This window comes from Bradyrhizobium sp. CCBAU 53415 (assembly GCF_028128735.1).
GTDB lineage: Bacteria > Pseudomonadota > Alphaproteobacteria > Rhizobiales > Xanthobacteraceae > Bradyrhizobium.
Map to the genome: position 1 here is coordinate 550145 of NZ_LBJF01000001.1, position 16037 is coordinate 566181.

17 protein-coding genes and 1 pseudogene are annotated in these 16037 nt (G+C 63.6%); 8 read left to right on the forward strand and 10 right to left on the reverse strand.

The features are described 5' to 3' along the window. Positions 1–190: 190 nt before the first annotated feature. Entirely contained in the window at positions 191–1405 is a 1215-nt protein-coding gene (locus XH87_RS02530; protein WP_035710941.1) for an acyl-CoA dehydrogenase, read from the forward strand. A gap of 176 nt (positions 1406–1581) precedes the next feature. Beyond that, positions 1582–2499: an MBL fold metallo-hydrolase gene (locus XH87_RS02535; protein ID WP_271586048.1), complete on the forward strand. Its 918-nt coding sequence runs from the start codon at positions 1582–1584 to the stop codon at positions 2497–2499. Positions 2500–2572: 73 nt separating this feature from the next. Here the strand turns inward: XH87_RS02535 and XH87_RS02540 are convergent, their stop codons facing one another. Next, a complete protein-coding gene (locus XH87_RS02540) occupies positions 2573–3427 on the reverse strand; it encodes a DUF1499 domain-containing protein (RefSeq protein WP_158669218.1) in 855 nt (284 codons plus the stop codon). A gap of 205 nt (positions 3428–3632) precedes the next feature. Next, a complete protein-coding gene (locus XH87_RS02545) occupies positions 3633–5261 on the reverse strand; it encodes a fatty-acid--CoA ligase (RefSeq protein WP_035710950.1) in 1629 nt (542 codons plus the stop codon). A 65-nt stretch (positions 5262–5326) separates the two neighbouring features. Between XH87_RS02545 and XH87_RS02550 the strand changes: the two genes are divergently transcribed. Beyond that, positions 5327–6427, forward strand: coding sequence for an extensin family protein (locus tag XH87_RS02550; RefSeq protein ID WP_271586049.1), 1101 nt, complete (start codon positions 5327–5329; stop codon positions 6425–6427). Between the two features lie 36 nt (positions 6428–6463). On the opposite strand, the gene XH87_RS02555 is transcribed toward XH87_RS02550, so the two are convergent. Continuing rightward, complete coding sequence (locus XH87_RS02555; RefSeq protein ID WP_035710954.1) at positions 6464–7150, reverse strand: L,D-transpeptidase; 687 nt, start codon at positions 7148–7150, stop codon at positions 6464–6466. Between the two features lie 339 nt (positions 7151–7489). Between XH87_RS02555 and XH87_RS02560 the strand changes: the two genes are divergently transcribed. Then, positions 7490–8467 carry a magnesium transporter CorA family protein gene (locus XH87_RS02560; protein WP_271586050.1) on the forward strand — a complete coding sequence of 326 codons (978 nt, stop codon included), beginning with the start codon at positions 7490–7492 and terminating at the stop codon, positions 8465–8467. Between the two features lie 18 nt (positions 8468–8485). On the opposite strand, the gene XH87_RS02565 is transcribed toward XH87_RS02560, so the two are convergent. After that, positions 8486–9079, reverse strand: coding sequence for a hypothetical protein (locus XH87_RS02565; RefSeq protein ID WP_271586051.1), 594 nt, complete (start codon positions 9077–9079; stop codon positions 8486–8488). Further along, entirely contained in the window at positions 9028–9405 is a 378-nt protein-coding gene (locus XH87_RS36705; protein WP_442868233.1) for a leucine-rich repeat domain-containing protein, read from the reverse strand. Before XH87_RS36705 ends, XH87_RS02565 begins: the two co-directional genes overlap by 52 nt. A 124-nt stretch (positions 9406–9529) precedes the next feature. Here XH87_RS36705 and XH87_RS02570 point away from each other — a divergent pair. After that, a pseudogene (locus XH87_RS02570) lies at positions 9530–9868 on the forward strand (CorA family divalent cation transporter); the annotation flags it as partial. A 205-nt stretch (positions 9869–10073) separates the two neighbouring features. Further along, positions 10074–10292, forward strand: a complete 219-nt coding sequence (locus XH87_RS02575) for a hypothetical protein (RefSeq protein WP_158669221.1) — start codon at positions 10074–10076, stop codon at positions 10290–10292. A 78-nt stretch (positions 10293–10370) separates the two neighbouring features. On the opposite strand, the gene XH87_RS02580 is transcribed toward XH87_RS02575, so the two are convergent. The 3 genes from XH87_RS02580 to pdxH are packed head-to-tail and all read right to left on the reverse strand — an operon-like array spanning position 10371 to position 12576. Beyond that, complete coding sequence (locus XH87_RS02580; protein WP_271586052.1) at positions 10371–11141, reverse strand: class I SAM-dependent methyltransferase; 771 nt, start codon at positions 11139–11141, stop codon at positions 10371–10373. Positions 11142–11156: 15 nt separating this feature from the next. Further along, positions 11157–11909, reverse strand: coding sequence for an SDR family NAD(P)-dependent oxidoreductase (locus XH87_RS02585; RefSeq protein WP_271586053.1), 753 nt, complete (start codon positions 11907–11909; stop codon positions 11157–11159). A 25-nt stretch (positions 11910–11934) separates the two neighbouring features. After that, positions 11935–12576 carry a pyridoxamine 5'-phosphate oxidase gene (pdxH, locus tag XH87_RS02590; RefSeq protein WP_035710959.1) on the reverse strand — a complete coding sequence of 214 codons (642 nt, stop codon included), beginning with the start codon at positions 12574–12576 and terminating at the stop codon, positions 11935–11937. 113 nt (positions 12577–12689) lie between these two features. Here pdxH and XH87_RS02595 point away from each other — a divergent pair, with 113 nt between their 5' ends. Continuing rightward, positions 12690–13097, forward strand: a complete 408-nt coding sequence (locus XH87_RS02595; RefSeq protein ID WP_035710962.1) for an RT0821/Lpp0805 family surface protein — start codon at positions 12690–12692, stop codon at positions 13095–13097. A 109-nt stretch (positions 13098–13206) separates the two neighbouring features. Beyond that, positions 13207–14172, forward strand: coding sequence for a DnaJ C-terminal domain-containing protein (locus XH87_RS02600; RefSeq protein ID WP_035710964.1), 966 nt, complete (start codon positions 13207–13209; stop codon positions 14170–14172). Between the two features lie 378 nt (positions 14173–14550). On the opposite strand, the gene XH87_RS02605 is transcribed toward XH87_RS02600, so the two are convergent. Then, positions 14551–15321 carry an anti-sigma factor family protein gene (locus XH87_RS02605; RefSeq protein WP_158669225.1) on the reverse strand — a complete coding sequence of 257 codons (771 nt, stop codon included), beginning with the start codon at positions 15319–15321 and terminating at the stop codon, positions 14551–14553. Positions 15322–15427: 106 nt separating this feature from the next. Then, positions 15428–15916 carry a sigma-70 family RNA polymerase sigma factor gene (locus tag XH87_RS02610; protein WP_027570971.1) on the reverse strand — a complete coding sequence of 163 codons (489 nt, stop codon included), beginning with the start codon at positions 15914–15916 and terminating at the stop codon, positions 15428–15430. Positions 15917–16037: the final 121 nt, after the last annotated feature.

Genomic DNA, 16037 nt, shown 5'->3' on the forward strand with positions numbered 1-16037 from the left:
AAGGCACCAGACCCGGAATCCAGCTGTTGTCGCGCGAAGAGATTCCGGGTTCGATGCTCCGGGCCGCGCTTTACGCGGGTCCCGTCGCATCGCCCAGGAATGACGAAACCAGGATGCAATTGCACTTGTTGCCGCGGCGCTTTAATTTGTCGGGCAATTATTGACGGAACCAGACGCGAAAGGACGTTTCATGAGCGTGCGCCCTCAGGCCAAGGACAAGCCGGCTGCGGCTTCTTTCCAGTGGGACGATCCGTTCCTGCTCGACGAGCAACTGACCGAAGACGAGCGCATGGTGCGCGACACCGCCCGCGCCTACGCCCAGGACAAGCTGCTGCCGCGCGTCTCCAATGCCTATCTCGAAGAGAAGACCGACCGCGAGATCTTCAATGAGATGGGCGAGCTCGGCCTGATCGGCATCACGCTGCCGGAAGAGTACGGCTGCGCGAATGCGAGCTACGTCGCCTATGGTCTCGTCGCGCGCGAGATCGAGCGGGTCGATTCCGGCTATCGCTCGATGAACTCGGTGCAGTCGTCGCTGGTGATGTATCCGATCTACGCCTATGGCGACGAGAACCAGCGCAAGAAGTACCTGCCGAAGCTCGCCAGCGGCGAGTGGGTCGGCTGCTTCGGCCTGACGGAGCCCGACGCCGGCTCCGATCCGGCCGGCATGAAGACCCGCGCGGAGAAGGTCTCGGACGGCTATCGCCTTACCGGCAGCAAGATGTGGATCTCGAACGCGCCGATCGCCGACGTGTTCGTGGTCTGGGCCAAGTCGGCCGCGCATGACAACCAGATCCGCGGCTTCGTGCTGGAGAAGGGCATGAAGGGCCTCTCCGCACCGAAGATCGGCGGCAAGCTGTCCTTGCGCGCCTCGATCACCGGCGAAGTCGTGATGGACGGCGTCGTGGTTCCGGAAGACGCGCTGCTGCCCAACGTCTCCGGCCTGAAGGGCCCGTTCGGCTGCCTCAACCGCGCCCGTTACGGCATCTCCTGGGGTGCGTTAGGGGCCGCCGAGGACTGCATGCATCGCGCCCGCCAGTACACGCTCGACCGCAAGCAGTTCGGCAAGCCGCTCGCCGCGACCCAGCTGGTGCAGAAGAAGCTCGCCGACATGGAGACCGAGATCGCGCTGGGTCTGCAGGGCTCGCTTCGCGTCGGCCGCCTGATGGACGAGGGCAAGTTCGCGCCCGAGATGATCTCGATCATGAAGCGCAACAATTGCGGCAAGGCTCTCGACATCGCCCGCACCGCCCGCGACATGCATGGCGGCAACGGCATCTCGATCGAGTATCACGTGATGCGCCACGTCCATAACCTCGAGACGGTCAACACCTACGAGGGCACCCACGACGTCCACGCCCTGATCCTGGGCCGCGCGATCACGGGCATTCAGGCGTTTTTCTGAGTCTGCGCTCTTCGGCGTGGCGATGCGAGAACTCTCCAATTGCGTCATGGCCGGGCAAAGCGCGAAGCGCGTCTTCGCGCTAGATGTCCCGGCCATCCACGTTCTGGGCGGAGAGGAGAACGTGGATGCCCGGCACAAGGCCGGGCATGACGAAGTCAGCAAGGTATGAGCAAGCCATGTCCGACAATGACGACGTCCCGTTCAACCGCAACTTTCCGCTGAAGCCCGGCCTCGTCGAGGAGGTCCGCCCCGGCGTGCGGCGCGTGCTCTGCAACAATCCGAGCCCGTTCACCTTCACCGGCACGGTCAGCTACATCGTCGGCAAGGGCAATGTCGCGATCATCGATCCCGGTCCGGACGACGAGGCGCATGCGGCTGCGCTGCTCGATGCCGTGCGCGGCGAGACGGTGAGCCATATCTTCGTCACCCACACCCACCGCGACCATTCGCCGAACACCGCGCGGATCAAGCGGGCGACGGGTGCGCCGGTGTATGCCGAAGGCCCGCATCGCGCCTCGCGCCCCCGTTTCGAGAGCGAGAAGCACAATCCGGAATCCGGCGCCGATCGCGATTTTGCGCCAGACGTCAACCTCGCACACGGCGACGTCGTAGAAGGTGACGGCTGGCGGCTGGAGGCGGTGGCGACGCCCGGCCACACCGCCAATCATCTGGCATTCGCCTGGCCCGAGCGAAGGTTCAGCTTCGTCGGAGACCACGTAATGGGCTGGTCGACCTCGATCGTGGCGCCGCCCGACGGCTCGATGATCGACTACATGGACTCGCTGGACCGGCTCGCGGCACGCGAGGAGGATCTCTATTTCTCGGGCCACGGCCCCGAGATCCCCGAGGGCCGGCGCTTCGTGCGCTTCCTGATCCGTCACCGCAAGGCGCGTGAGGCCTCGATCCTGCACCGCCTCGCCAAGGGCGAGACCGACATCCCGACCATGGTCCGCGCGATCTATATCGGTATCGATCCGCGGCTGACGACGGCCGCCGGCTACTCCGTGCTCGCTCATCTGGAAGATCTGGTCGCGCGCGGGGTGGTGGCGACGGATGGTGATCCCGTGATCGGCGGGACGTATCGAATGGCTTGAGAGCGAATAGTGAATGGCGAGTAGCGAATGGAGTGTCTTCCATTCGCCATTCGCTACTCTCTATTCGCCATTTTCACTTCTTCACCGTCTTCGCCGGCGCCTTGGGCGGCGCGACCGGGGTCTTTTTCACCGGCTTGAGCGCGTCGGCATCGGCGGCGGTGTTGAGATCGTCGATGAATTTCTTGATGCGCGCGGCGTTGCTGCCGAGATCGCTGTCGAAATTGCGCGAAGCCGAGCGCATATCGACCCGGGAATCATCGCCATCCGGCACGACCCTTATCGAAACGTCCTCGCGAAAACCCATGATCGGCGTGCGCGCCACCGCCTCGATGCGGCCGATGCGGCGCGGCGGCTGCGGCGCGCGCTCGTCGATGACGATCCATTTGCGCTTGTGCACGAGCTGGAGCGCGATCGCATAGGCGCGGTCGACGGAAATCTCGAGCTCGACCGGCTCGATTTCGGGATAGAAATGGCGCTGCTGCTCCGCCGAGTAGAGGCCGGCATAGACCGCGGTGTTGGTGCCCTCGCCGGTGCGCAGCCGCGCCAGTGCGTCGAAGCGCGGCGGATCGATCGGGTCGGTGGTGATGTCGTAGATCGACGGCAGCTTGCGATACTGCAGGCCGAGATAGGCGGGATAGGCGAGGATCGCCCCGTCGATCAGGAAGGCGAGCAGGATGCGCGCCATGCCGCGCGAGCCGTTCTGCCAGATCGCGGCAAAACCCGCGAGCCCGAACAGGATCGAGAGACCGGCGATCGCGAGTCCGCCGAAGAAAGTCGCGAGCGCCGGCTTCGGCTCGAGGAAATCGAAGCGGACGACGATGATGGACACCACCACCGCCATCACTGCGAACACGGCCAGATTGCGCGCCCAGCTCGCGAGGCCGGACACGGGCTCCGACTGATAGGGAGCGGAAAACCTGCGGGCCATCGGGTGAGTTCTACCGGATGTTGAGGGCGGCGCCGGCCGATTGGCGCGACGATGCGCCGTTGAGACCACGGCCCGAGGGCAAATTCAAGGGAGAGCGGGTTGCTTCCCCGTCATTCCGGGATGGTCCGAAGGACCAGACCCGGAATCTCGAGATTCCGGGTTCGCCCTTCGGGCGCCCCGGAATGACGGTGTCAGTTGTGGCTGCCTACGCCGCCGCGTTCGGGAAGCGATAGTCCTTGAATTGGTCGCGCAGCGCCGTCTTCAGGATCTTGCCGGTGGCCGTATGCGGAATACCTTCGACGAAGGCGACGTCGTCGGGCATCCACCATTTGGCGATCTTGCCGTCCATGAACTTCAGGATGTCCTCGCGCGTGGCCTGCTGGCCCTGCTTGAGCTGCACGATCAGAAGCGGCCGCTCGTCCCATTTGGGGTGGAACACGCCGATCACGGCGGCCTCCGCCACGGCCGGGTGGCCGACCGCGAGATTTTCGAGGTCGATCGAGGAGATCCACTCGCCGCCGGACTTGATCACGTCCTTGGAGCGGTCGGTGATCCGCATGTAGCCGTCCTCGTCGATCGTCGAGACGTCGCCGGTGTCGAAGAAGCCTTCCTCGTCGAGGATGTTGGTGTCGACGCGGTAATAGGCCTTGGCGACCGCGGGGCCGGAGACCTTGAGGCGGCCGAACGTCTTGCCGTCCCAGGGCAGCTCCTTGCCGGCATCGTCGGTGATCTTCATCTGCACGGCGAAGGGCGCATAACCCTGCATCTGGAGCACGTCGAGTAGCGCGTCTCCGGTGGCATTCTGGAACGGAGGCTTCAGCGCCGCGACGCTGCCGATCGGGCTCATCTCGGTCATGCCCCAGGCGTGACGGACGTTCGAGCCCATGTCGAGGAAGGCCTTGATCATCGAGCGCGGCATCGCCGAGCCGCCGCAGATCACCATCTTCAGGTGCGGCAGCTTGAGATTGTTGGCGGCCATGTGCTGGAGCAGCATCAGCCACACGGTCGGCACGCCGGCGGTGTGCGTCACTTTCTCGGTCGAGAGCAGCTCATAGACCGAGGCGCCGTCGAGCTTGGCGCCGGGCATGACCAGCTTGGTGCCCTGCGAGGGCGCGGAAAAGGCGATGCCCCAGCTGTTGGCATGGAACAGCGGAACCACCGGCAGCATTGTCTCGGACGCACTCGTGCCGAGCGCGTCGACATTGTTGGCCATCAGCGCGTGCAGCACGTTGGAGCGATGCGAATACAGCACACCCTTGGGATCTCCGGTCGTGCCGGAGGTGTAGCACATCGCGGCTGCCGTGTTCTCGTCAAACTCCTTCCATTTGAATTTGCCGTCGGCCTCGGCAATCCAGTCCTCGTAGGCGACCACGTTCTTCAGCGTGGTCTCAGGCATGTGCGCCTTGTCGGTGAGCACGATGTAGCGCTCCACGCTTGGCAGCTTGTCGGCGATCTTCTCCAGGATCGGAACGAAGGTGATGTCGGTCATCACGATGCGGTCCTGCGCATGATTGATGATCCAGGCGATCTGCTCCGGGAACAGGCGGGGATTGACGGTATGGCAGATGGCACCAATGCCCATGATGCCGTACCAGACCTCGAGATGGCGCCAGGTGTTCCAGGCGATCGTTGCGACACGGTCGCCGAGCTTGATGCCGTCGCGTTCCAGCATCTGCGAGACCTTGAGCGCGCGCTTGTGGATCTCGGCGTAGTTGGTGCGATGGATCGGTCCCTCGACCGAGCGTGTGACCACCTCCTGCTTGCCATGAATCCTGGCGGCGTGTTCGATGATCCGGTGGCAGAGCAGGGGCCAATCTTGCATCAAACCAAGCATTCCGACGTCCCTCCGAGAAGTCGCTGGGCGCGTTGTCGCTCTCAGCGTTGGGCCAAAGAATTGTCATGACTATTAGCCTGCCGGACTTTCGCCGCAAATGGTCTTGTCGCGGCTATATGTCCGCTGGCGCGGCAATGGTTACCGCCGTGCTCGGGCTGTTGCTGGTGCCCGCCGAGAGGGCAGAGGCGCGAAAACTTGCCTTGCCGCTGGACATCTTTGGCATGACCGCACCACGACCGCGTGCGACGGTTCATTCCGCCAAGATCCCGTTACCGAGACCCCGCCCCGAAGAGGCCCCGAAAGCATCGAACGACGCCCCGCCGGAGGCAGAGGGACAGCCGTCTCCCGACCAGCCGGGCGCCGACAAGCCTGCCGAGGCCGCGTCGCCGCCTCAGAAACAGGCCTCAGCCTGCCGCCTCGCATTGACCGAGGACATTGCGATCGCGCCCTCAATTCCCGACATCCGCGGCCCCGGCGCCTGCGGCGGCGAGGATCTGGTGCGGCTGGAAGCCGTCGTGCTGCCGGACAAGCGCAAGGTGACGGTCAAGCCGGCGGCGGTCCTGCGCTGCACCATGGCGTCGGCGATCGCCGATTGGCTGCGCAAGGACATGGTGCCGCTTGCCACCAGCCTCGGCTCGCCCATCAGCGACCTCGACAATTTCGATTCCTTCGAGTGCCGCGGCCGCAACCGCGTTGCTGGCGCGATGCTGTCCGAGCACGGCAAGGCCAATGCCATCGACATCCGCGCCGTCAAGCTCGCCAATGGGCAGTCGATCGGCCTTACCGACCGCACCCTGTCGCGCGACCTGCGCGAGCGCGTGCTGCACTCCGTCTGCGCGCGCTTTTCCACCGTGCTCGGTCCGGGGTCGGACTGGTACCACGAGGACCACATCCATCTCGACCTGGCGCAGCGGCGCAACGGCTATCGGATCTGCCAGTGGAATGTCTGGGATCCTCTGCCGCAGGTCGCCCCGCTGCTGCCGGCCGAGCGCCCCGAGGAGGCGCCGCCACGCGAGGTCGCGGCCAGGCCCGAGGCGACGGAGGGAGAGGCAAAGGAAGGAGCTGGCGAGGAGGCGGTGGAGAAATCCCCTCCGCCCGCCGACAAACCGGCGTCCGATGGCGACAAACGCCAGCGGCACAAGCCGGCAACAAAAAAGCGCCGGTGAGACCGGCGCCTTTGGCTGTCAGGGATCAAGAGGCGATCAGTAGCTGCCCGCCTGGCCGGTTTGGCTGTTGCCGAGCGCCAGTCGCGAGTTGTACGGGGAGTCGCCGTGCTTGGGCTCGAGCACCACGACGATGGTGCCGACCTTGACCCGGTTATAGAGGTCGATCGCGTCCTCGTTGGTCAGACGGATGCAGCCCGACGAGATCGAGGCGCCGATATATTCCGGCTGGTTGGTGCCGTGGATACGGAACAGCGTGTCCTTGCCGCCCGAATAGAGGTACATCGCGCGGGAGCCCATCGGATTGTCCGGACCGGGCGCGACATAGGTCGGCACGCCCAGGCGCGAAATCTCACCGGGGGTGGGGTGCCAGGCCGGCCACTCGGTCATGCTGCCGACCTTGGCGATGCCCGACCAGGCCATGGCCTCTTCGCCGACGGTGATGCCGTAGCGGATCGCCTTGCCGCCATCCAGGACGTAGTAGAGGTAGTGGTTGTCGGAATCGACCACGATCGAGCCCGGCGATTCCTTGCGGTGGTATTCGACGATGGCACGGCGGAACGGCTCGGCAACCGGGGTGTTCTCGTACCGGACCTTGGCAAGCAGTTCCTTGTCCTTCGGCTTGAATGCCTTGGTGTCGGTCGCCTCGAAATGCGTGGCCTGCATACAGCCCGACAACATCAGGCCAGCGGCCAAAATCCCAAACTTAACTTTCAGCGACGACATGGTTTGGTTCCAATCAAAACAATACCGTGCGGAAGGGCCTGAGCTCGAGCGCCCAAGTTCCTCGACTCCGTTAGTCCCATTATCGTTGAAATCTGCCACAATTCCAGCGCTGAAGCCCTTTTCCCGCGCTGCAAGAGCCCAGCTGTGGCTTTTCTGCCGCAAATTTTGCGGCTTTGTGAGGTTTTTTTGGCAGGACGGGCCGGATTGTCGATTCCGCGCCACAGTTGAACCCCGGCGGGCGCCGCACATGCAAACGCTCAGTTAATGTTGTTGTCATCGTGAACCTGTCAGAATCGCGCTAAAGGCTGTCATTCTGTCGCAGGACCCTTGGAGCTGTTCATGTTTTCCGTGTTTGTTCCCTCCGAGTCCGCGCTCAAGAAGGCTGTCATCGAGGATCTTGCGGCCGTGCCGGAAAACGCCGTCTGGATCGACCTCGTCAATCCGAGCGCGGCCGAGGACAAGGCGGTGGAGCGGCTCGCGGGCATCGCCATTCCGACCCGGGAAGACATGCAGGAGATCGAGATCTCCAGCCGCCTCTATATCGAGAACGGCGCGCGCTACATGACCGCGACGCTGATGTGCCACTCCGATACCGACATGCCCCGAACCACGGCGGTGACCTTCATCCTCGGCGACCACCGCCTGGTGACGGTGCGCTACGACCAGCCGAAGCCGTTCGCCCTGGTCGAAGCCAAGCTCGCCCGCTCCTGCACGCCGTCCGTCACCGGCGAGATGGTGCTGATGGAACTGCTGGACGCGGTGATCGACCGCTGCGCCGATATTCTGGAGCGTTGCGGCACCGACATCGATCAGGTCAGCCACGACATCTTCGAGCCTGAGAGCGAGCGCCACGGACACGCAAAGAGGTATTCCCAGATCCTGATCTCGATCGGCCGCAAAGGCGACTTGACCTCGAAGGTTCGCGAGAGCCTGGTGTCGATCGGTCGCGTCGTGACGTTTCTGTCGGCGGTGGTCGAGGGCGTGAAATGGTCGAAGGACATGCGCGAGCAGCTCAAGACCATGCAGCGCGACGTCGCCTCGCTGACCGACCACGCCTCCTATCTCTCCAACAAGATCACCTTCGTGCTCGATGCCATGCTCGGCGTCGTCAATCTCGAGCAGAACAACATCATCAAGCTGTTCTCGGTGATGGCCGTCGTCCTGATGCCGCCGACACTGATCGCTTCGGTCTACGGCATGAACTTCAAGGTCATGCCGGAACTCGAATGGGTGCACGGCTATCCGATGGCGCTGGTGATGATGCTGGCCGCCGCCATCGTCCCGTACTGGATATTCAAGTGGAAGAAGTGGCTGTAGAGCAAAGTATTGCTGCGGCTACTTTCTACCTCGCCCTTTCTTGGCAGATTTGGCCTTTGCATCTGCGGGAGCCCTCTCCCGTGTTGATGAGTTCGCTGACCCGAGAATCTGCTTTAGCGCCCTGGATAGAGGCCGAAAAGCTGCCGCCGCACCAGCTATACCGGCAACTGGAGGGGATATCGCTGCTAATAAACCAATGAGTGCGACTACTGGTAGCGCCCTTGAGGCAATCCCCACTCCGGCGGGGAGATTATCCTTAATCTCTTCCCAGCTCTTCATGCCAAGTTCGCCGAGTTCTATCCCAACTTGCTTGGCGCTCGGTCCCAACGCGCGCCTTGCAAAAAGCGCCGCCCCGCCTGCAAAATTTCGGAGAATTAGAAGTTGATCTGCTATCAGTCGAGCTTGAACGGCTACGTTGCGGGCGTTGTGGATTTGATCGTCATCTTCCCTTAACGCATTCGCCGCTGCATCTGTCACAATCTCCGAGGCCGCAGCAATTTCTTTGACTGACGAAGTGTTTGCCTGGATTGTTTCGAGAGTCCCGAGGTCGCTCTGAATAGCTAGGGCAAGTCGTTCCGCCTCGATCTCCCGAACAATTGGGAATACGGCCAACAGGTCTTGCAGGCCAAACCGCCGAGACCGTTGCCGTTGAGCCGGAGAGCGATAAGCATCGGCAGTTGCCAAAACCCGTCCGGGAGGCTCGTTATTGCGTTGTCGCTTAAGTTGAGGTCTTCGAGATTGGTTAGTAGATTTATCTCCGAAGGTAGCGTTGTAAGCTGATTTCCGCTCAAGTCGAGCTTCTTCAAACTAGTCAATTGTCCGATTTCGGCAGGAAGAGCCTTCAATCCTTTCCCACTGAGATCGAGGCTTTCTTGTTTTCGCCGTTTCGCATTGTTTATGATTCTGCGCCGTGCAACTTGATATGCCTCGTCCGGCATCTGCCTTCCCTAAAATTCACGTTCGTGGGCGGAGGTTGATTCATTGTTTCATTCAATCATACCGAGCAACGATATCTTCCCGCAAGAGGGGAACAAAGCTTGGTGGCCATGCCTCCGTACTTGTGGAGGGCGTGGGTCGAAGGACATGCGCGAGCAGCTCAAGACCATGCAGCGCGACGTCGCCTCGCTGACCGACCACGCCTCCTATCTCTCCAACAAGATCACCTTCGTGCTCGATGCCATGCTCGGCGTCGTCAATCTCGAGCAGAACAACATCATCAAGCTGTTCTCGGTGATGGCCGTCGTCCTGATGCCGCCGACACTGATCGCTTCGGTCTACGGCATGAACTTCAAGGTCATGCCGGAACTCGAATGGGTGCACGGCTATCCGATGGCGCTGGTGATGATGCTGGCCGCCGCCATCGTCCCGTACTGGATATTCAAGTGGAAGAAGTGGCTGTAGGGGCCATGCTCGAGCGAAGATACCTACCGAGACCTTACGCCGCTCGCAGAGACACGGCAGGACGTGTCGCAGAATAGATCGGGATTGAGGCGACGCGGTGGTGTCCGCACCGCGCCGCAATTCCTCCGGTAAAATTTGAGCGGTGGGCTGAACGTTTGCGCGAAATTTGTCTGCGATAAGCAGTGCGTAGCCGCGAGGAACAGCCATGGTTGAGAAACACATAACGTCGCCCCGCAACGTCATCGATCTGGCGAACTATCGCCAGGCGATGACGAGCGGCAAGGCGCCGTCGATGTCGGCACGCATGTGCCGGCACTGTGGTGCTCCGCTGCTCGACGGCGAGAACGACGACGACTGCTCGACCGCATACAGCACGGCCGCTCCGCGGCCGCGCGAGAGGTCACGTCGGATTCGTCTCGATTGAGCAACGGAAGGTAAGGGCGATCCGGGCCTTGCGGCGGCGTTGTCTGGATCGCCTTGCTTCCACTCTTCGGCAAATCTGCTAGCGCTTCACGATCTGCGCCGTCGAGACGATGGTCTCTGCGATCGCGCCGTCGCGGCTGAACGGGACGAGATGTTTTCCGATGTCGCTCAGCATCGCCTCGACATTCTCGCCCAGTGCATCCCGTGACGACGACGAATAAGTAAGCGTGCGCTCCGCCAAATCGTGCAGGCCGACCAGATGGCCGGTCTCGACCGTGACAAGCTCGGTGAGCCGCAACGGGCTGCCGCGGAAGAATGCGGAAAGGTCGCGATGGGTCCGCGTGCCCCGGCCTGCCTCCTCCCAGAGTTGCGCCGGCGACCAGCGGCGGCGAATTTCGTTGTAACCATCGAGCCAGGGGTTGCGGCCGTCGGTAGCCGAGAACGAAGCGCAGATCGCGATCGCGCCCCCGTGTGCGACCAGTTGGTCGAGTTGCGCAAGCGTCGCATCGCGATCCATCCAATGCAACGCCCGGCCGATCGTGACGATGTCGAAGGTGCCGATGTCGGATGGAAGCGTCTCTGCCTTGCCTTCAATCAGCGTGACATGTCGACCCGCGCGCGAAGCGGCAAGCCGCGCTGCGTCGAGCATCGCAGGCTCCGGATCGACTCCGACGACACGGCCGACATAGGGGCCGAAGCCGAGCGCCAGCAGCGCGGGTCCGGTACCGAGATCGATCAGGCTGCTCTGTTTGGTGAGACCGAGTTTTTGCGCGACGCTGCGGAAGAATTCGCGCGGATAAGGCGGCCGCAAATGCTCGTAGAGTGAGGCGGTGCTTGCGAACCGGCCCATGCTTTCGCGCCCTGCCTAGACGTGCTGGCCGCCGTTGATGTGGATTTCGGCGCCGTTGACGTAAGAACTGGTGTCCGTGCACAGCACGTAGATGATCTTTGCCACTTCGTCGGGTGTGCCGAGGCGGTGCATCGGGATCTGCTGCTCGACGATCTTCTCGGTCCCCGGCGACAGGATCGAGGTGTCGATCTCGCCCGGCGCGATCGCGTTGACGCGCACCCCGACGCGGCCGAAATCGGAGGCCATCTCGCGCGTCAGCGCGGCGAGCGCGGCCTTCGAGGTGGCATAGGCGGCGCCCGCGAAGGGGTGCACGCGCGAGCCCGCGATCGAGGTGACATTCACCACCGAGCCCTTGGCCGCCTTCAATTCCTCGATCAGTCCGCGCGCGATCATGATCGGCGCGAAGAAGTTGACATGGAAGACATGCGTCCAGGTGTCGAGGTCGGTGTCGACCGAGCCGAGCCGCGAGCCGCCCGGGCCCTTCGGCGAGATCGCGGCGTTGTTGACCAGCGCATGCAGCGTGCCGCCCTCCAGCCGGTTGCGGATCTCGGAGATCGCGCGCGCGGTGTCCTGGGGGGCGCCGAGGTCGACCTGGATGTGGTCCTCGGGCCCCGCGTCCCACGGGCAGTCCTCCGGGAAGGGATGCCGCGAGCAGGTGATGACGCGCCATCCCGCGGAGGAAAAGCGGATCACGGTGGCGTGGCCGATGCCGCGGCTGGCTCCGGTCAGGAGCAGCGTGCGGCGCGGCGCATTGGACGAATGCGGCATGAACATCTTTCAGGTCGGCCCAATCTTACGGATACATCCGCGTCTTGGACCACGGTTGGCTGGCCGCGTCACGGCGAAATTCGATGCGGTCGTGCAGGCGGAAGGGGCGGTCGTGCCAGAACTCGATGCGCGAAGGTGTGATGCGCCAGCCGCTCCAGCCCGGCGGCCGGGGCACTTCGCCGATGACGTATCTGGCCGCAACCTTGGCGATGGCCTGCTCGAAGGCGAAGCGACTCTCCAGCTCTTGCGACTGCTTGCTCGCCCAGGCGCCGATCTGGGCCTGCTTGGGCCGGGTGGCGAAATAGGCGTCGGCCTCGGCGTCGGTCACCGGCGTCACGCTGCCGCGAATGCGGACCTGACGGCGCAGCGATTTCCAGTGAAAAAGTAACGCTGCCTTGGGGTTTGCAGCGAGTTCGCGGCCCTTTTGGCTCGCGATGTGGCTGTAGAAGACGAAACCCTCGGTATCGAAGCCCTTCATCAGCACCATGCGCACATCGGGCAGCCCGTCAGGGCCGACGGTTGCGAGCGCCATGGCGTTCGGATCGTTCGGCTCGCTCTTGATCGCCTCGTTCAGCCAGGTTTCGAACAGCGCAAGAGGCTCGTCGGCGGCGGTGAAATCACCGGATGTTAAGGGTGTCTGGTGTTTCATTGAGGTCGTGTCGGTCATGTCTGGAGTCCGAGTTGCGTCCCGCGGCCCAAAACGCGCTGTTGTCCGCTACCGCCCTATATAGGGCATGGGGACGCGTTGGCCTATCGGCGATCCGACCGTCCGGCTTTGTCATGACGATGATTCTGATCGGGGTTGGCGCCGGGGGGTGCAGCTTTTCCCGCAGCGACAGCAGCGCCTACGCCAAGGCCGACGACAGCGACCTCACCGGCTCGATCGCGCGGCCGGCGAAGGATGCTCCCCCGACCGAGACCGATCTCGCCTTCACCCGCAACGCGGCCTCCGACGTCCTGAGCAAGGGCGACAAGGATTCCAGCCAGCACTGGGAGAATCCGGAGACCGGGGCGCGCGGCTCGGTGACGCCGATCGCCCAGTCCTATGCGGCCGAGGACGGACGCAAATGCCGCGATTTCCTGGCGAGCTACGTCAACGGCAGCACCGAAAGCTGGCTCCAGGGCGCCGGCTGTCAAAGCAGCCGTGGCCGTTGGGAGATTCATACGCTAAAGCCGTGGCGGAGCTAGGTTCAACGCCGCGATCCTAGTTGCAAAAATGCCACTCTCTTCCCACATGATGCGCAGGTGGGGCGGGGAGCCCTTTGAACAATTCGATTTCTTGAAGGAGACGTGACGAATGCGCGACCCCTATGAGGTCTTGGGGGTGCCGCGGAGCGCCAGCGCTGCCGCGATCAAGAGCGCCTATCGCAAGCTGGCCAAGAAGCACCATCCGGACAGCAACAAGGGTGACCCCAAGTCGGCCGAGCGTTTCGCCGAGATCAACTCGGCCAACGAGATTCTCGGCGACGAGGACAAGCGCAAGCAGTTCGACCGTGGCGAGATCGATGCCGAAGGCAAGCCGCGCTTCCAGGGTTTTCCGGGCGGCGGGGGGCCGCGCGGCCGCGCGGGTCCCGGTGGGTTCGAAAGCTATACGTTCCGGAGCGGCGGTGCAGCTGGAGGCCCGGGCGGCGGCGCGTTCGAGGACATCCTCAACAGCATGTTCGGCGGCGGAATGCGCGGCGCGCGGCCCGGGGCCGGCGGCGGTGCCCAGTTCGAGTTCGATACCGGCGGCATCGGGCTCGATCTCGACGTCAACGTCGCCATGTCCGTCTCGCTGGAGGAGTCGGTCAAGGGTGGCGAGAAGCGCGTCCGGTTGCCAACCGGCAAGGAGCTCAACGTCAAGATTCCGGCCGGCGTCGCCGAAGGCCAGCAGATTCGCCTACGGGGGCAGGGCGAGAGCGCGCAGGGCCATCCACCCGGCGATCTCCTGATCACCATCAACATCGCGCCGCACCCGTTCTTCAAGGTCGAGGGTGCCGACCTCAGGATCGACCTGCCGGTGACGCTCTATGAGGCGGTGCTCGGCGGCAAGGTCCGCGTGCCGACCCTCGGCAATGCCGTGGAGCTTTCGGTCCCGAAAAACACCTCCAGTGGCCGGACTTTCCGCCTCAAGGGGAAGGGCTTGCCGAAAGCTGGCGGAACCGGGGATCTCTTCGTCACCATCAGGATTATGCTACCGGACGGGAACGACGCCGAGCTTGAAGCATTGATGGAAAAGTGGCGGGACCTGCACCCCTACAATCCACGCAGCGGGCTCGGCTAGCACGATCCGGAAAAGTGCACAGCGGTTTTCCGGAAAGATCGTGCGCAAACAAGAGGGCGCTATCCGAGGCCGCCCTCGACGGTCGGAGCATTCCCATCCCGAAAGGATGATGCTCAGCTTGCGCCTGAAGCGCGCATTGCGCTTCGACGCTGACGTTTATGACGTCCCGGCTGTCCGGCGGGGCAGCCGATAGAGAGGTGCGGCCTCGAGAGGGGGACCAGCGCGGTACCAAAAGCCCCAATCGAGGCCGCCCGCGTCGATCGGCGGATCGAACGCAGCTCATTTTTTTGTGATCATCCGGTGCGATAATGAGACGCGTCGATGTCCTGATTCCAAATTTTCAATGACGGAATCTGGGCACCGCGCTTATGCGGTTGCTCAGGTGCCGCTCTTCTCCACCTGGTCGTACACGGCCTGCGCCACCCTCGTCAGCCGCTCGCGATCACCGCCGCCGCTGACGACGTAGCCGACGCCGCGTTCGGCCCAGAACAGCGCTCCATCCTTGTCCGTCTTGGCGTAGCGCATCTGGGTCGCACCATTCTCGGTCTTGGCGGTGTAGATCGTGTAGCGCTCACCCGAGGCGCCCTCATACATCAGGAACGACGCGGGACCATTCGGCCCCGGCAGGAGCCGGCCGCCGACGAGCTTCAGCCCGCTTGCCTCCAGGTTCGGCGCGAACACCGTCCAGCCGCAGCGCCGGGTCAGCCAGGCCTGGAGATGGTCACGCTCATTGCCGCCGACCTCGACGGGATGGCGGACCTCGACGACATAGAGGCGGTGGGCATCGAGCGCGTCCGCCGTAAAACTCTGGAACGTGGATGGCGCGTTGGCGGCACCATGCGCGACCCAGCCAGCCGTGCCGCCGGCGACGAAAGCAACCAACGTGGCCGCGACGGCGCCATAGAGCCATTGCCGCGGGCGGCGTTCCAGCCGCTCGAGCTCCAGCCGGGCCGGCACCGGCTCATGGGCGACGGCGTCGTAGCGCGCGTGCAGCATCTCGGCCATGGCGCGCCAGGACTGCACGCGCTCGCCCTCGTCGGGATGGGCGGCAAGCCAGGCCTCTACGTCGGCGCGGCGTTCCGCCGGCAGCTCGCCGTCGACATAGGCGTGCAGCTCGTCTTCGGTGATTGGAATGTTGCGGTCGTTCATATCGGTCGTCTCTGGCTCTGCGGCCCAAAAATCCTTCGTGGTTCAACGTCGCTCGCTTCACCGGCATGGTGCGGGCGAACAGCTCGCCATGAACTTCATCCTGCCATCATTTCACCCGCCTGAGCGCCGGGCGCTCGCCCTCCAGCGAGGCTTTGACGTGGGCGCGGGCGCGGGCCAGGCGCGACATCACGGTGCCGATCGGCACGCCCTGGATGTCGGCGACCTCGCGATAGCTCATGCCCTCCAGCATCACCAGCAGCAGCACCGAACGCTGTTCCTCGACGAGGGTGGCAAGCGCCTTCTCGATGTCACGTCCTTCGGCCTCGGTCCCGCTGGCATCCGGGTTGTTTTCCGTCAGCGGCATGAATTGCGGCCGCCTTGCCAGTGAGCGCCGCCGGTTCTTGTTGAGGTTGGTCAGGATCGTATAGAGCCAGCTCCTGACGTCGCCTCCAAGAAACAGGCGCTCCGAACGCAGCGCGCGCACCAACGTATCCTGCACCAGATCGTCGGCCGCATCCGCATCGCGCGTCAGCGCGCGGGCATAGCGGCGCAACGCCGGGATCATGGCCTCTACACTCTGACGAAACGCATTCATTGCGGTCTTGAAGTCCCAACGTTCGGCGCGAGCGCCTCAACGATCATAACACCCGAGCGGAACAGCTATTCCGGCACCTGAAACAGCGTTAACGCCGAGTATTAGGGCTGTACCGCAGGGG